The 14,247-nt window shown below is 61.2% G+C and carries 16 protein-coding genes and 1 tRNA gene; 10 read left to right on the plus strand and 7 right to left on the minus strand.

The window, feature by feature from the left end:
• The first annotated feature begins 77 nt into the window (after positions 1-77).
• The gene (locus AC4GYU_RS10670; RefSeq protein WP_126717945.1) at positions 78-1,148 is read left to right on the plus strand and encodes a YeiH family protein; all 1,071 of its coding nucleotides are present in this window, start codon (positions 78-80) and stop codon (positions 1,146-1,148) included.
• Here the strand turns inward: AC4GYU_RS10670 and AC4GYU_RS10675 are convergent.
• The 3 genes from AC4GYU_RS10675 to AC4GYU_RS10685 form a co-directional block, all read right to left on the minus strand.
• On the minus strand, positions 1,145-2,566 hold the full coding sequence (locus AC4GYU_RS10675; RefSeq protein ID WP_491086935.1) for a YncE family protein: 1,422 nt from the start codon (positions 2,564-2,566) through the stop codon (positions 1,145-1,147). The two genes, AC4GYU_RS10670 and AC4GYU_RS10675, sit on opposite strands and share 4 nt — an antisense overlap.
• Before the next feature lie 52 nt (positions 2,567-2,618).
• Positions 2,619-2,939 (minus strand): CopM family metallochaperone, encoded by a 321-nt coding sequence (gene copM, locus AC4GYU_RS10680; RefSeq protein ID WP_126717947.1) that lies wholly within the window; start codon positions 2,937-2,939, stop codon positions 2,619-2,621.
• Positions 2,940-3,180: 241 nt separating this feature from the next.
• Positions 3,181-3,936, minus strand: coding sequence for a hypothetical protein (locus AC4GYU_RS10685; RefSeq protein ID WP_491086936.1), 756 nt, complete (start codon positions 3,934-3,936; stop codon positions 3,181-3,183).
• 32 nt (positions 3,937-3,968) lie between these two features.
• On the opposite strand from AC4GYU_RS10685, the gene AC4GYU_RS10690 reads away from it, so the two are divergent.
• The 3 genes from AC4GYU_RS10690 to AC4GYU_RS10700 all read left to right on the plus strand — a co-directional run bounded on the left by AC4GYU_RS10690 (position 3,969) and on the right by AC4GYU_RS10700 (position 6,319).
• On the plus strand, positions 3,969-5,033 hold the full coding sequence (locus AC4GYU_RS10690; RefSeq protein WP_491086937.1) for a hypothetical protein: 1,065 nt from the start codon (positions 3,969-3,971) through the stop codon (positions 5,031-5,033).
• Positions 5,034-5,283: 250 nt separating this feature from the next.
• The gene (locus tag AC4GYU_RS10695) at positions 5,284-5,808 is read left to right on the plus strand and encodes a hypothetical protein (RefSeq protein ID WP_491086938.1); all 525 of its coding nucleotides are present in this window, start codon (positions 5,284-5,286) and stop codon (positions 5,806-5,808) included.
• A gap of 432 nt (positions 5,809-6,240) precedes the next feature.
• A tRNA-OTHER gene (locus AC4GYU_RS10700) sits at positions 6,241-6,319 on the plus strand.
• Between the two features lie 261 nt (positions 6,320-6,580).
• Here the strand turns inward: AC4GYU_RS10700 and AC4GYU_RS10705 are convergent.
• Entirely contained in the window at positions 6,581-8,344 is a 1,764-nt protein-coding gene (locus AC4GYU_RS10705) for a recombinase family protein (RefSeq protein WP_491086939.1), read from the minus strand.
• A gap of 264 nt (positions 8,345-8,608) precedes the next feature.
• Here AC4GYU_RS10705 and AC4GYU_RS10710 point away from each other — a divergent pair, with 264 nt between their 5' ends.
• Positions 8,609-8,863, plus strand: coding sequence for a PilZ domain-containing protein (locus AC4GYU_RS10710; RefSeq protein ID WP_491086940.1), 255 nt, complete (start codon positions 8,609-8,611; stop codon positions 8,861-8,863).
• A gap of 555 nt (positions 8,864-9,418) precedes the next feature.
• Here the strand turns inward: AC4GYU_RS10710 and AC4GYU_RS10715 are convergent.
• Both AC4GYU_RS10715 and AC4GYU_RS10720 read right to left on the minus strand, forming a co-directional pair.
• Positions 9,419-10,153 (minus strand): zeta toxin family protein, encoded by a 735-nt coding sequence (locus AC4GYU_RS10715; RefSeq protein ID WP_491086941.1) that lies wholly within the window; start codon positions 10,151-10,153, stop codon positions 9,419-9,421.
• Positions 10,150-10,506, minus strand: a complete 357-nt coding sequence (locus tag AC4GYU_RS10720) for a hypothetical protein (RefSeq protein WP_491086942.1) — start codon at positions 10,504-10,506, stop codon at positions 10,150-10,152. Before AC4GYU_RS10720 ends, AC4GYU_RS10715 begins: the two co-directional genes overlap by 4 nt.
• A gap of 521 nt (positions 10,507-11,027) precedes the next feature.
• On the opposite strand from AC4GYU_RS10720, the gene AC4GYU_RS10725 reads away from it, so the two are divergent.
• A complete protein-coding gene (locus AC4GYU_RS10725; RefSeq protein ID WP_491086943.1) occupies positions 11,028-11,591 on the plus strand; it encodes a Dps family protein in 564 nt (187 codons plus the stop codon).
• A 36-nt stretch (positions 11,592-11,627) separates the two neighbouring features.
• On the opposite strand, the gene AC4GYU_RS10730 is transcribed toward AC4GYU_RS10725, so the two are convergent.
• Positions 11,628-12,239 (minus strand): MerR family transcriptional regulator, encoded by a 612-nt coding sequence (locus tag AC4GYU_RS10730; RefSeq protein WP_491086944.1) that lies wholly within the window; start codon positions 12,237-12,239, stop codon positions 11,628-11,630.
• A gap of 103 nt (positions 12,240-12,342) precedes the next feature.
• On the opposite strand from AC4GYU_RS10730, the gene AC4GYU_RS10735 reads away from it, so the two are divergent.
• From AC4GYU_RS10735 to AC4GYU_RS10750, 4 genes are all read left to right on the plus strand, one after another.
• Positions 12,343-12,666: a hypothetical protein gene (locus AC4GYU_RS10735; protein ID WP_491086945.1), complete on the plus strand. Its 324-nt coding sequence runs from the start codon at positions 12,343-12,345 to the stop codon at positions 12,664-12,666.
• Positions 12,667-12,674: 8 nt separating this feature from the next.
• A complete protein-coding gene (locus AC4GYU_RS10740; protein WP_491086946.1) occupies positions 12,675-13,397 on the plus strand; it encodes a 3'-5' exonuclease family protein in 723 nt (240 codons plus the stop codon).
• Between the two features lie 81 nt (positions 13,398-13,478).
• On the plus strand, positions 13,479-13,718 hold the full coding sequence (locus tag AC4GYU_RS10745) for a helix-turn-helix domain-containing protein (RefSeq protein WP_491086947.1): 240 nt from the start codon (positions 13,479-13,481) through the stop codon (positions 13,716-13,718).
• 112 nt (positions 13,719-13,830) lie between these two features.
• Positions 13,831-14,241 (plus strand): hypothetical protein, encoded by a 411-nt coding sequence (locus AC4GYU_RS10750; RefSeq protein ID WP_491086948.1) that lies wholly within the window; start codon positions 13,831-13,833, stop codon positions 14,239-14,241.
• Positions 14,242-14,247 lie beyond the last annotated feature (6 nt).

Below are 14,247 nucleotides of genomic sequence, written 5' to 3' on the forward strand. Positions count from 1 at the left end.
CCCTCTGAGCTGTCGCAAGCTGCAATTGTAAGCTGACAACTCGCGTCGGAAAGACGCGAATGAGCTAGAGAGCGCCCATGTTTGCCCGCTTCGCCCTCCCATTCGGTCCGAGATCGATCGTCCCCGGCCTCTTGCTATGTCTTGCCGTTACCGGGGCGGCATACGCCCTCCAAGCCGGCGAAATCGCGCTGCTTGGCAAGGCGTGGATCGAGGCATTGGTAATGGCGATTCTGGCGGGAGCGGTGGTTCGATCGCTGTGGACGCCCGGCGAGCGGTGGCACGAAGGAATCCAGTTCAGCGTCAAGACCTTGCTGGAAATCGCCGTTGTGCTGCTCGGCGCTTCGGTCAGCGCGGCTACGATCCTGGCTGCCGGCTGGGCCCTTCTGTTCGGAATCGTCATAGTAGTGACGATTGCCATCGTCGCGAGCTTCGCCATCGGGCGGATGCTGGGATTGCCGACGCGGATGGCACTGCTGGTGGCGTGCGGCAATTCGATCTGCGGCAACTCGGCCATCGCGGCGGTTGCGCCGGTGATCGGCGCTGACGGAGACGACGTCGCGGCGTCGATCGCTTTTACCGCAGTGCTGGGGGTCATCGTGGTGTTGGCGCTGCCGTTCATCGGCATGGCGCTCGGGCTGCGCAGTCATGGCTATGGAGCGTTCGCTGGCCTCACCGTCTATGCCGTGCCACAGGTGATTGCCGCCGCCGCGCCAATGGGCGCAGTAGCGGTGCAAATGGGAACGCTGGTCAAGCTGGTGCGGGTGCTAATGCTAGGACCGGTGTGCGTGATTCTGGCCCTCCTCGCGCCGCGCCTCGCGCCTCAGTCCGAGCCGGCCGACGCAGTAATTGCCGGCGAGGCTCCCACTAGAAAAATTCCACCGCTGAGCAAGCTGGCGCCGTGGTTCATCCTCGGTTTCCTGGCGATGGTTGCGCTCCGCTCGCTGGGGCTGATCCCTGTGGCCATCCTAGCGCCGCTCGCCACCCTGGCGACCTTTCTTACGATCGTCTCAATGGCCGCGCTCGGCTTGGGTGTCGATGTCCGCACCGTCGCCAAGGCCGGAGGGCCGGTGACCGCGACGGTCGTCCTGTCGCTCGTGCTGCTCGGCGCAATCAGCTTTGCGTTGCTATTCGCGATCGGCCTCGCCTAGCGCTGCACTTGCACCGGAGCGCCCGGTGCATCGGGCGTCCCATTAGCAACGACGAGGTAACGCCGATCGTCACTGGCCTCGTCGGTCACGACCTGACGGATCGGGCCAATCGCGTTGACGATGGCGCTGCCCGCTGGGTTTGTCGTGAACTTGGCAAGCGGCTGCAGCTTGCCTCGCCCGTCCGGCCGGTCCGCAAGTGCAAGGATGAAGTCGGTCTTGGGCGGAAGGCCCGCGACCGCCGCCTGCAGGATCTGAACCTGGCCCTGATCGAACAGTGTGACCTGGCTTCGCCCGGTCCCGGACAATTCCAGCTGGGTCTTTGCCAGCGCCTTGGCCAGCGGCATCAAATTCGACCGTCCGTCACCGGAAGTGACCGCACCCGGCACATAGGCGACGCCTTGCGGCCCCTGGCCGATGGGCACGTTGGCGATGACCTTGTTCGCGGCGGTATCGATCACCGCCACCATGTCGGCATTTTCCAGACCGACGTACATCCGGCTTCCGTCGCCCGACGGCCAAAGACCATGGGGTAGCGCGCCGACCGGGACTGACGCCACCTGGACGAAATCGCTGGTCCGGAAAACCTTTACGACGTTCTCGGTGCCGACCGTGACATAGGCGAACTGCCCCTTCGCGGTGCGCGCGATGTTGACGTGATTGGTGATCGGGCCAGTATCGATCGTCTTGAGAATATTGAACGGCGGGCGAGCGTCGAACACCATGACCTTTCCGACGTCCTTCAATGTTAGCCACACCTGCTTACCGTCCGGCGTGGCGGCAAGGTCGGGGCAGAAAGGGCTGGCCTGCTTGACCCGCCCGGCGACCTTTTTCGTCCGTGTGTCGATCGCCACGGTTTCCGGCGAGAAGCTGGAGCAGACGAAGCCATAGCGCCCGTCTGGCGAAAAGATGGTCATACCTGGTCCGGTAGGGACCGTGATCCGCCCTGTTTCGCGGAACGTCTTGCCGTCGAGCACGGCGACGTAATCCTCGCCCCGGATGCTGACCCATACCTCGCGGCCATCGGGGCGAAAAAAGGCCTCGTGCGGGGAGCGTCCGACGTAGGCGGTATGCTTCACCGTGTTGGTCTCGGTGTCGATGAAGCTGACCGAATTCGACCCGATCGATACCACCGCCAGCGTCTTCCCGTCGGGCGAGAAGCCCATGCCGTGAACCAGCAGCTGGCCCTTATAGAGCGGACTGAGATTGCCCGGCGTCTGGTCGCCAAGCTTGATGACCCCAAGCAATTGGTTGCTCGATGGGTCGATGACTGAAACCGTGTTCGAGAACTGATCAGACGTGTAGAACCGATCACGCGCGCTGACCGGTACGTCGTATTTGCCGTTCGGAACCTGCTGCGCCTTGGCGGGCGCAATTGCCAGCAGGCCGGCCGCAATTGCGGCCACTGAACGGTGGGTCACAGGCGTATCTCCTTGAAAACTTGCGAGCCTAACGCGGCCTCCCGCGATACGTTCAATGACTGGCTTTATGCTCATCCAGAATGCGTTTCATCGTCGCGATTTCCTGCTGCTGTTCGACGATAATCCCCTGCGCCAAGCGGCGAAGTTGTTCGTTCTTTCCGTACTGGAGCTGGATTTTCGCCATATCGATCGCACCCTCGTGATGGACAATCATCATCTCGGCGAAATCGCGGTCTGGATCGCCGCTCGCAGGCCGCATCATGCCGTGATGCATGCGCTCCATCGCGGTCGTCATGTCCGCCAAGAACGTGTTTCCAGGCGGCGACGCTGCAGCCGTGAGGACTAAAAGAACGAGCGGGGTAGCAAATTTCATGTCGTTTTCCCTCGAAGGAAGCCGAGTTATGGTCAGGCTGCGGTGCGATGAACGTGCCACCTCAACACGGGTCGCATGATGGCCGTTAGCGGATTGTCAGCTTTCAGCATCGGCGCGCGCGATATCTGTCGTTCCGCGGAGGGCCTGGTGAGCGGCCGCGACCCCAAGCTTCGTCATACAGGTTCGCGGTCACGACGCCGAAGACTTCAAGAGAATCGCAAGGCGGCGGGCCCCCGCCGTCTCAGGCTTCCTTCTCAGCTTGCAATCGTTGCTGCCACGCCGCGACATAGGGCTTTGCGATTTCCTCGATCTTCTCGCCCGCCAGTTGACCTGTGACCAGCGTGGCTGTCGCAACCTCCTTGATCGCGTTCCAGATCTCAAATTCCTTCAGCGCTGATGCTGCATCACTCATTTGATTGCGCAGCGACTCCTCGTGGTCGGCCATGGGAACGGCCATTCTGGTGAGTATGCCTATGGCGGCGGCTCGATCGCTATGCTGCTGCGATAGGGTATCCATAAGGTCCTCCCCCAGCACCCGGCTATCGCATGCCGCGCCAGCGAGTATCGCCATCAAGTTGAAACGCGCGTATTTGACCTGCTCCGCTTGCGCTTTCTCCAAGGCGGGACCCTCTAGGAACGTCAAATCCTCGATCTCCCACAGATTGGCGAAAAAGCTGCCGAGCCCGCCCGTTTCTGGATTCTCCCGATCGATCTCGATGCCGGCCGATGGCGTCGGAAGACCCATGGCTAAGGCTACAACGGCGTGCGCGGCTTCGTGATGCGCAATGCGCTCTCTCTGATCCATATGTCCTCTGCAATGGCTGTGTCGTGCACCGCGCCGCGCTTTCGTCCAGATACCACACGTGGAGTCAGCAGCCCCCGGCCACTCGAGCCATAAGAGCGGCAGCGCTAAGAACCAAGTTGCTGTGCGCTCGATCGCCTGCTTGGTGCGCCGCAACCAAAATGGTTCAAGGTTGATGCGTCCGGCGGGCGCCATGATATGCGTCCAGCGGAACGAAGGAGCGGGAAATGGCCAAGGCGGAGCGGGCGAAGACGGTAACGATCTTCTACTCCTGGCAAAGCGACCGCCCCGCTGACACTAACCTCAATGCCATCCGCATTGGTCTGCGCAAGGCTGCCAAGCAACTGCGAGCGGAGTTTCCCGATCTGGACTTCGTCATCGACGAGGCGACCCGCGATACGTCGGGTGCGGTTAAGATCTCCGACAAGATCATCGAGAAGCTTGAAAAAGCCGACATTATCGTCGCCGACGTCACCAGCATTACCGGCCGCCGTGCCGCGCGTCCCTGTCCCAATCCCAACGTCACCTTTGAGCTCGGCTACGGCGTCGCCCAAGTAGGCTGGGAACGGGTTATTTTGCTATTCAACAAGGCCCATGGGCGGTTCCCGACCGACATGCCGTTCGACTTTCAGCAGAACCGCGCGACTCCGTATGAACTCGGGCCGGGCGCCACCGCAGAAGCGAAACGGGAGCTCGCGGAAACACTGCGCTTCGTGCTCAAGGCCATCGTCGTTCGAAATCCAAAGCGGCCCGCCGAGGTCAAGGGTTTGTCGCCCGAGCGGATCGCGCACGACCGAGACACCGCGCAGATGAAATGGCTAATGTCTGCGCTGCACCTGCCGACGATCGATGATTTTATTCTCGAGCTTCCCCAACGCGTTCGCGGGCGCGCCATTTGGTTCTGGGAGGGCTTTCGCGGCCTGATGGAGAACAGCCTGTTCGAGCTCTACGATCCTGAGCTTAAGGAAGCGGTAGAGTTGCTATACACCGGCTGGAGCCGCGCCCTCTCCCACGTCGACCGCTACCATGATGTCGGCAACGGCGACGTACATGCCTTCGCTTGGCCGCACACGCTTGCTGAGCGCAATGCTGCGCAAGCGGATTGGAACGACATCCTCGACGCCCGCAATCAGATGCGTGCTGGTCTCGATCGCATCCTTGCCCGGCTTCGGAGTGATTATCTGAAAGTCGATATCGATAAGACCAACCGCAAGGCTCATCGCGCCTACATCGAGGATCACCAAGGCCGGCTGAAGCGGCGTAAAAAGGCGAAGAAGAGGCGCGCGAAATAAATGCGGCACGCTTAGCCGGCCGCCTTTGTGGCGGCAGATTTCCTAACGGGTACGAATGGCCGCTATCGAGACTCGGCGCGAACGCCTTAAACAACCGAAAAGGGCGCTTAGCTGAACGACCGGACCTGGCCGCCAGAGGACGGTCGAAACTTCGCGGCGAGTCCGTAAAAGCTGCCACTGGTTCATCGATCGGGCCAATGTCTGCTTCCGACCCATTGCGGACATTAGCTTGCCGTCTATCATCGGTACGATGACGACCGAGGTGAAAACCGAGATACGGTTCCGGACGGGCATTGACGCCAACACGGTGGTCCCAAAGCACGCGAGCGAGAACGGACTGTTGAGCCGCCTAGCCGTCATTCAGGAGACGTATCGGCCAGACAAGGTCGATATGTATTTCGATGAGGCGCTGTTTTTACGGCTCCTCGACTACGCACAGCAGGTTCCGAGGGCGAAGGGCGTCAAGGTTATTGATGCGACACCCGCTCGAAGAGGCTGGAGCGAAACGACGCTGTCGCTTGAAGACTTTCGGGACCAGTGGTCAGCGTTGCCGCCGGAGGAAAGAGAGCCTCCCTTGTTTATCCTCGTTGAAGGCGATGGTCGTCCTATTCTTTGCATCGCGACGGAGTTCTGGACACGCATTGGTGGTCCGGCCGAATATCACGACTCCTACACGTATTCCGTTTATTCTCAGCATGACTTGGGAACTGAAGTCCGCGAGTTCCTCGCGGCCTCGCCGGATGCTGACCATTGGGAGATTCGCTCAGCAGCTTGATGTCCGTTTTCCACCCAAAGCGGACAGTCCGACTCCGACCGTTGCGGACATCATAACATTATTGGCTTAGTCTGAAGGCAAGCGATGCCATGGCGGAAAGCGCCAAGACCAGCCCTTTCTCTCACACCGCACGCTTATGAGTAGCTTGCCCTCAGGAGACTTCCGCGTAACGGGATTTTCGCAAGTCTTCTCGCCCGGTGGGCGATAACCGGCAACGATCGTTACAACTGCGACAGCAATGGCCAAGACGGCTGCCTTCCTCCGCCTCTGCCCTGCCGCTATCGCTTTCTTCTCGCTGGGCATACCTCGAAGACTAACAAGTCGAATGCCCGCTTTCCACTCATTGCGGACATTCAGCCGGCGATCCTGGCGCGATTTGGCGGACGACGGCTTTGGGTGGAAAGCGGACATAAGCCCCCGTATGTTTGCTGAGCGACCGTGGCGGAATGGTAGACGCACCGTAACAACGGTCCCGCGCAGCGGGTGCAGGCTTCGACACCTGCCGGTCGCAATGTCCGCAATGGGTCGAAAACAGACATTCGCCCGCCGATGAACCAGCGGCCGCTTTCATGGCCTTGCCGCCAAGACCGGACAGTCCCCTCCCGGCCAATTCCGGCTGTTCGTTCGCATAGGTGGTGAATAGCTTGCATGACTGGAAGAGCGCCGTCATCGCAAAAGCGATGGCCCGGCGTTTCCGAAGCAAACGTAGCGCCGCCAACATTGTCCCTGTTGGCCAGAAGGGCGGCTTCCTTCCCTTTCAATTGCCCGTCCGTCATTTTTCGGCCCTGCGCGTGGAAAGATAGGTGCGATCGCTCTTTGGCGTGGGGAAGCCGAGGATTGCACGCTGCTGCTGCCAATCCGCTGGCATCGGTGAATAGAGCAGTTTCCGCTCAGTCAGGCTTTCCGGCTGCCTCCCGTCTAGAATGGCGGCCTTGATATCGGGCGCTAAATAGTTGAGGCGGAGTAGCCTTGAATACTTGCTTGGCCCCCACTTCATCTCGCGAGCATGCTTTTCGAGATCACGGGTGGGATCAGCCAGGAAGGCAACCTCAGCCTCGGCTGCGCGGCTAAGCAATTTTATTAAGCGAGCGTCGCGGTGTTCACCTGCGTTATGCTCATAAGGAAGTTGAAGCTTCACGCGATGCGGGCCGAGAATTGTGTCGATCCGCAGCAGATGCAGATCTTCGTATGACTTCGTAGTCTCCGATATGCAGTCGAAAAGCCCGATCCCACTCCAGCTCAGATAGCTGTCTAGAGCGCGCAGACTGACCCAAACCCTGACCTCTGTCTTCGCCACTTCGACGCGGCCGGTCAGTCCGCGAAATGCATGACTCAGATCAATGCCATGCGAGGCAGCTAACCGCTCAGCCGCTGCGGGCCCGCGCATCTGCATCGCATAGGCCAGATTGGGATCGGCGTAGGCGCGAACCACCGCAGCCCGCAGCTTCTCCGGATCCTCGAGAAAGGCGACGAGTGCGGCAACGACGACGTCCTCGATCTCCGTGCCGCGAATACGAACGCGATCGATTCGCTGCCCTCTCCGCAGCTGTCGGCTGACGCTCTCGTAGTACCGTTGCGGCCAGCGCTTGCACCCACGCATCCGCGGCGCCAGCACCCGGTCCGTTTCGTCGAAGATAAGTCCCGCCAGTGGGTGGATGCTCGGATCGACCTTCCCGCTCTTCTTGCTGCGTGTGGCCAAGACAGCTTGTATCTCGTGCCAGCGCTCAAGCGAGATGAAGGCTTCGTGGTTTGCCTTGATCAGCTCACCTTCAACGTACTGGTATCCTGCATAGAGCGGATTCCGAAAAACCTTTTGAGCTGAGCCATTGAACCAAAGTGGATTGCGGCGGCTCGTCTTGAACCGGTGCCGGCTCACAAGCTTGCCTTTCCCTTCAGCATCGAGAGCTCGCCAGAGGCTGGCGACGCTTGGATAATCATCGAAGCGTTCGAAGGCCGCCTTTACCAATTCGGCTTCTCGCGGAATGACGCGGAGCTTACCCTTGTGGCTTAGATAGCCGAGAGGAGCCATGCCGCCGATATAGAGGCCGCTACGCCGCATTGTGTTCTTTTTGTCGCGGATGCGATCCCCCATCATCTCGCGCTCGAATTGCGCGAAGGTCAGAAGGATGTTCAGGACCATCCGGCCCATGCTGTCGGATGTGTCGAAGGATTGGGTCACGCTCACGAACGACAGATCGAAATGCTGGAAAGCGTCCATCAGTCGTACAAAGTCAGAAAGAGACCGCGTGAGCCGATCAATCTTGTAGAAAAGGATCACGTCGACGCGACCCTCGCGGGCATCGGTCAGCAATCGGTGAAGCGCAGGGCGATCCAGGTTCGCTCCCGTAAAGCCTTCATCATCGTAATGCTGGGGCAATTCGACCCAGCCTTTGTGCGCTTGGCACGCGACGTAGGCCGAGCAGACCGCTCTCTGCCCCGCCAGCGAGTTCATCTCCTGGCTCGTCGGGCATTCTGTGCTCTTGCGTGTGTAGATCGCGCAGCGGACTACTTCTCGCGCCTCGGCAACCCCTGGCATGACCTACCTCCGGGCTGACTGAAGAGGCCGGGCGAGCGCTGGCACCGCAGCTCGCCCGGTCCTCACCCGACTGCGTGCAACAGGGGGCCAATCTTTATAACAAAATCGCGAAATCCGCTCCAGCTAACGCATGTTAAGCCCCGAGGTGACAAAGAGGTAGGCCACATGGAAACAGAAACGCTTCGGCGCCCAGCGCCGCGGGCGCGCGTTGCAAAGAAGGACGGAAAATATTAGCGTCCAGCAAGTAAGATTAGGGAGGAACGGTTGGAGCGACGAGATAAGCGCATCGACGTCAATCTTGGCGCCAGTCTGATTACCGCCGATGGTGTCCGCGTGCCCGTTCGCATCGTTGATCTATCTGTCTCAGGGTTTTGCTTTGTGTCCGACGAGATACTTGCAATCGGGGAGCAAATCTTCATTCGCATAGGTCACGAGAAAAGTCTGCGCGCAATCGTCCGGTGGACGTCTGGTAGGCGTGCCGGGGGCGAATTCTTTAGTTCGCCCGAAGATTTGCGTTGATATCAGCGATATACCTTCGTGGGGACAACGCCTATCTGCTCAGATTATCGACAAGCAATTTACCGATGCCCTCAATCGAGGTGATGTAGAGGGCGCTAAAGCGTCCACCTACACTCAGGATTCCATCATCCTTCCTCCAGGTGCGGAGACTATCCGTGGCCGCGAGAATATTGCGGAATATGGGCGGTCGACCGTCGACGAATTGCGTGTTGCAAGCGTCGCAATTGAGCATCGAACTGACGTCAGCCGGCGAGTTCTTGCACCAGCTTGGACGCGGAAAGATCACGTTGGCGGGGGGGGGGGGGCGAGGCGGTGGTCAAGTTCCTCGTCATCTGGAAGCGGGAGCAGGGCCAGTGGCGCTAGCATGTGGATATCGGGACTCGATCGATTGACCACGAAGAGTGAAGTCCGGCGGAACTTCAAATACGCGCCAGCCTCGCGACACGTACCCGCCCCCTCACGCGTCTGGAGCCTCGAGGCTACATTCGGCATGCACGAAGCCGAAACGTCGGTGCAACTCTCGACGTCTAATACCGCCCATGATTGGCTAAGATGCTAGGCTTGTAGAGGACTAACCAGGTCCAGCCACTCGGTCAGCGCCTTCGGCGGATTGCCCTCGCGCCGTATATCGAAGACCTCTTCGTCCTTGAGCTGGATCCGACAAACCGAATAGGCCCGTTTCTCGTCAAGGCTGTTGTCGTTGAGCAGCGTGGCATCCGCCACCGAAGAAGCGGCACGGATAGCTTTCTGGGTGCGCGGAAAACGCTCGAGCAGCTTCACATGGTCAACTGCATGGCCGCCCAGCTGCACGCGGGTCGACACTCGGGCGATGGAAAGTGATGCGTTCGACAGGCCAACAAAGATCAGCAGCACGAAGTACCCAGCCGCCTGCAGCTGTTCAATCAGCTTGATCTTGGAGTCGACCGTTCCGTCTTCGTTGACCTGCCAATGAGAGAAGACGGTCTCCATGGCGAACGGCACCTTGTGGACCATGGCCTGCGCCACAAAGGCTTCGACACCCTTCTGCGCCACCCGCATCCAGCTCTGATCGGTATCGCGAAGCTGCGCCGCCCAATCCGGAACAAAGCCCTTGGCATCCGCCTCCGGCAGGATCGACAGCATCATCCGGTCCGCGTTGACGAGCGGCAGCTGCAATTTGGGGGAGAGGTGCCGCCGCCACATCGTCGACTTGCCGGAACCATTGTGCCCCGCAAGGATGATACCGAGCGGTTTGCCGGACGAGACCTGGGCCTCCAGAGCCCGATCAACCGCGCCCGACAGCGACCTCATTCGGCTTGCTGGAACCGCCCGTCGACAAAGGTTCCCATGTCGATGCGACCGTTTACTTCCCGAACGATGATGTGCGGGCGGTCCGGATCGACACGGTAGCGGGCGATACCCTTCGCCAGCCGGAGACTTACACCCGGCTTGGTAAAGGCCTTCTTGGCGCGCTTGAGCGCGTCCTGCCCGCTCTTCACGTTAGAAACGATGACCTCCGGTGCCGGTGCCGAACCCTTGATTTCGACAGAGCCAAAACGAACGGTTTTGCTCGATCGGCCTTCACCTAGCTTGGCGGTCACGATCTTGATGGAGCCAGCAGCGCGGCCCTTCCCAGTTTTGCTGCTAGTCGCCTTGGTCGCCATGCCCTCAAGATAGCCACTAACAGTCTCACCGCAAGTGATCGAGGATCACCTTATCGTGTGACTTCGCCAGCCGGGATCGGGGCCCTTCCTCCATCGCAGGATTGCGCTACGCCGAAGGGTGATCGCAGGAGAGCTATGTAGAAGCAGCCAAACGACTGAAACCTGACCTCGCCGGCAGGCTCGCCAAGTAAGATTCCATCAGCTTGTGCCCACGCGAGCTAAGAGGTCCGTTATGGCGCGAAAAAGGGCCTTCAATTGGCGATCGGCGCTCAGAACCTTTTCGACGTTTATCCCGACAAGGTGCCGGCGGCGCTCAACGCACCCAGTGGCGTGCTGGGTTTCCCCTAATACTCGCCCTTCGGGCTCAACGGGCGCTTCCGATATGCCCAGGCCGGCGTGAACTGGTGATCCCGTCACCGACCGGGGCGCTAGCTCCGAGCAACGTAACCAGCGGGGGAGCGCCGGCGAATGGCTGTCACTAACGCCCCCATCTTTTCTTCAAGCAAGCGAGAAGCGTGGAAATGGCAACCGCCGCGCACGAGGCTGACCGGCCCGAACCGATCGACAGCAAGGTAGCCATTGCCGCCGCGCTCAATGCCATCCTGGCCACCAGTTTCGACTTCTACTTCCTAGCCAAGAGCTACCAATGGCACGTGTCCGGCGCGCAGTTCCAGTCACTGCATCGCTTCTTCGACGAGATCGCGAGCGAGGTCTTGGCCAGCACCGATGTGCTGGCCGAGCGGGTCCGCACCATCGGCTTTCGCACGCTTCGCTCGGCCGAAGGCGTGGTGGCGCTGAAGGAGATCTCTGGCGATCCCGCCAACGACCTCGGCTCGGCCGAGATGCTGCGGCGGCTGCAGCGCAACAATGATGTGCTGAGGATGTCCCTGCACAAAGGCCGCGCAGCGGCCGAGGCAGGCGAGGATTACCCGACGATTGCGCCGCTCGATGATCTGATTGGCCAGGCGGAGAAGCGAGGTTGGCTGCTGAGGAGACCGGCCCGTCGCTTGGCGAGCCAGCAGCAGCGCCGCTCTCTACCGGCCTGCTTTCGCTGCTTTGAGCCTCTGACGCTTGGAGAAACTTAGGGCGGATCGCTGATCGCCGAAGGTTCGCCTAAGCGCTCAGGAGCGGCTCCTGCGTGTCTGCGGAGGCTTGCTGAACTTGCTCAGCTCCTGGCCGAGCGACCAGCTGCGCGCAGGATCGATACGCTCGAAGGCTGCTTCGAGAGCGGCGAGCAGCCGCAGGAGGTCGATGAAAATCGCGTGCCGGTCCCCGCCAAGGGCACGCTCGAGTGGCCAGTCGAGGATCGTACCAGGATCGAGCAGGCCGGCGCGGTCATCAACGGCAACGTCGACCATCGACTCGCCCGCGCCGAGTTCTTGCAGGGCGTGCGGGATCACGGTCCAGACGAGGCGCTCGCCCCGCTCGCCTTTGCGCAAGGCGATCAGGGTTCGCCAGCCCTCGGCAAGATCGCCGCGAAGCGTCGCCCAATGGGTTCGCACCATCCGGATCGCTCGAGCCGGCGCGCAGCCGGAGTCGACCAGTTCGAAGATCATCACGATCTGGAGCAAATCCTCAAGCGAATAGCGGGCGCGCCCCTCCCCGGTCTGCGGCCGGGGCGCACCGAGACGCTGAAGATATTTAAAACGGCCGATAAGCGCCGGACGCTGACTTTCCGAGAGATCGAACAAGCTGATGAGGAGCCGCTCAAGGGAAGCAAGATCGAGCTTCACAGTCGCGCCTTTCCCCGCCCGTGGCCGACAGCCCGCTTCTTCGCGACTTGACAGAGAATACTTTTAAGTATTATTGTGATCATTTCTGCAGTGGGCGGCTCCGGTGGATCATGCGCTCGATCAGTTAAGCCGACAATGGGCCCTCAACGCGCGGGACCGGCAAAGACTGCGGGAGGCGCGGATCTCCGGAGGCGCCGACCCGGTCAGCCAATGTCTCGACATCTCGGCGGCGCTGCAGTGGCTGCTGAGTGACCGCGCCGTGATCAGGACGTGGCTCCGCACCCCTCACGCCGGCCTCTACCACCAGGCTCCACTCGACGTGGCGCTGGGATCGTCGGCGGGGCGATGCATCCTTCGCGCGGCGCTGATGAGCGAAGCCGCCGCCTGCGGTGATGTCCTCGCCGAAACCGGCGCCATGAGCGACTAGAGAGTGGGATGCGCTGCCTAGTTCTCGATATCGAGACCGAGCTCGACAGGGATGCGCTGAAATCAGCGGGGCGTAGCGGCCCCGGCGGCTTCGAGAGGTCCTGGCTGCACCGCGTGGTAGGCGTTTCCAGCCTGAGCTTCGAAGAGGACAGCGAAAACGCTTGCAGCAACTTCGCCCTGACAAGTCTGGCTGCATGCGACGGAGAGGAGGAAGTTCGTCTCCTTGAGCAGGTCGAACAAAAGCTGTGCCTGCTCGGCGATGGTCTGCTGATCACTTTCAACGGCGGCAGCCACGACCTGCCGCTGCTGCTGCACCGCCGCTGGCATCATTGGCTATTCAGGCGCTCGCACCTGGGCGCGCTGCTTGATGATCGAGCGGATCGGCACCTCGACCTCATGCAAAGATTTTCCCGCTATGGGCACAACCGCTGGCCCGCCTTACGCGATGTCTGCGCTGCGCTGCAGATCCCGTACAATCCCGAGCGGCGCCGCCCGGCCGCCCAAGGTTCGAGCCCCCAGCGCGCCAAAGGCGAGACTGACGTCGCAGCAAGCTTCATTTTGTACTGCTGGCTGAAGGCGGCGGAAACTGAATCGCCCGCCCCGCTGGCCAACGGCTGGACCGCCTTGGCTGATCATCTGCTGGCTAACGCCCCGACCCAGCCTCATCTCACGCAGTTCGCCACGGCGGCGGCCGCGCTGCAGGCCCGACGTTGGTGCGCAAGGACCTGGTAACGCATCCACGCCGATCCTGACGCGCCAGGGCAAGCGCTGCGGCTCTGGCGCAGGTGACAAGAAGATTGCAGAAGGAGCGTCATGGACCCGCTCCTGGCTTCGGTCGGCGCACAGATTCGTGACCTGCGCAAACAGCGCCGGCTCACGCAGGCGGAGCTTGCCCTAGCTGTGGGGATCAACCCCAATCTGCTCGGGCGGATCGAGCGCGGCTCACAGAATCTGACCCTGCTGACCCTCGCCCGGGTGGCGGCGGGCCTCGACGTGCCGATCGGCGAGCTCGTTTGCGAATGCCCACCAGCCGCCCGGACCTCTGCCCGCTGACTTGCTCGCTAACCCGTCACCTCATCGTCTCCCTGCTTTCAATTCATACCTTTAAGTATTATTCTGCCTAGCGCTCGTCAAGCCCTCGTCAGCACAGGGAGTCGCGGCGCCGGTGGGTTACGTGCTCGAATGGAGACTGACCGGGGACCATCATGGGGTGGCGACCGTCTGCCACTTGCGGGTGTTCCGCTCGGCCGCCGCGCTCAAGGCGTTTGTCCGATCGCGCCGCTTTTCCGCGCTGGGGCAGGTCGAGCTGCGCCTTGCCCATGACAGCTGCCGTACCCACTGGGTGCTGACCGTCCCCGCGCAGGTCAGCGAGTGGAACCCCCAGCAAACTCTGCTGCCGGCGGTGAACAAGGGTTCGGCATGGGCAGCGAATGTTACTCGCGGCAGGCTCCGCCAGCACCTCCTGAGCGAGGTGCACGCCCAGCTCACTGCAGGAACGGCGGCTGGGCTGATCTCGCGGGGCGATGCGCGCCGGCTGCTCGTCTTCCTGGAGCAGCTCCTCGACACCTCGCCCTGACGGCAG

It is taken from the genome of Sphingomonas sp. SP2 (genome assembly GCF_058313385.1).

Coding starts and splice junctions, on each gene's coding strand:
- AC4GYU_RS10670 (WP_126717945.1), top strand. CDS start 78: ATGTTTGCCCGCTTCGCCCTCCCATTCGGTCCGAGATCGATCGTCCCC.
- copM (WP_126717947.1), bottom strand. CDS start 2,939: ATGAAATTTGCTACCCCGCTCGTTCTTTTAGTCCTCACGGCTGCAGCG.
- AC4GYU_RS10685 (WP_491086936.1), bottom strand. CDS start 3,936: ATGGCGCCCGCCGGACGCATCAACCTTGAACCATTTTGGTTGCGGCGC.
- AC4GYU_RS10690 (WP_491086937.1), top strand. CDS start 3,969: ATGGCCAAGGCGGAGCGGGCGAAGACGGTAACGATCTTCTACTCCTGG.
- AC4GYU_RS10695 (WP_491086938.1), top strand. CDS start 5,284: ATGACGACCGAGGTGAAAACCGAGATACGGTTCCGGACGGGCATTGAC.
- AC4GYU_RS10705 (WP_491086939.1), bottom strand. CDS start 8,344: ATGCCAGGGGTTGCCGAGGCGCGAGAAGTAGTCCGCTGCGCGATCTAC.
- AC4GYU_RS10715 (WP_491086941.1), bottom strand. CDS start 10,153: ATGAGGTCGCTGTCGGGCGCGGTTGATCGGGCTCTGGAGGCCCAGGTC.
- AC4GYU_RS10720 (WP_491086942.1), bottom strand. CDS start 10,506: ATGGCGACCAAGGCGACTAGCAGCAAAACTGGGAAGGGCCGCGCTGCT.
- AC4GYU_RS10725 (WP_491086943.1), top strand. CDS start 11,028: ATGGCAACCGCCGCGCACGAGGCTGACCGGCCCGAACCGATCGACAGC.
- AC4GYU_RS10740 (WP_491086946.1), top strand. CDS start 12,675: ATGCGCTGCCTAGTTCTCGATATCGAGACCGAGCTCGACAGGGATGCG.
- AC4GYU_RS10745 (WP_491086947.1), top strand. CDS start 13,479: ATGGACCCGCTCCTGGCTTCGGTCGGCGCACAGATTCGTGACCTGCGC.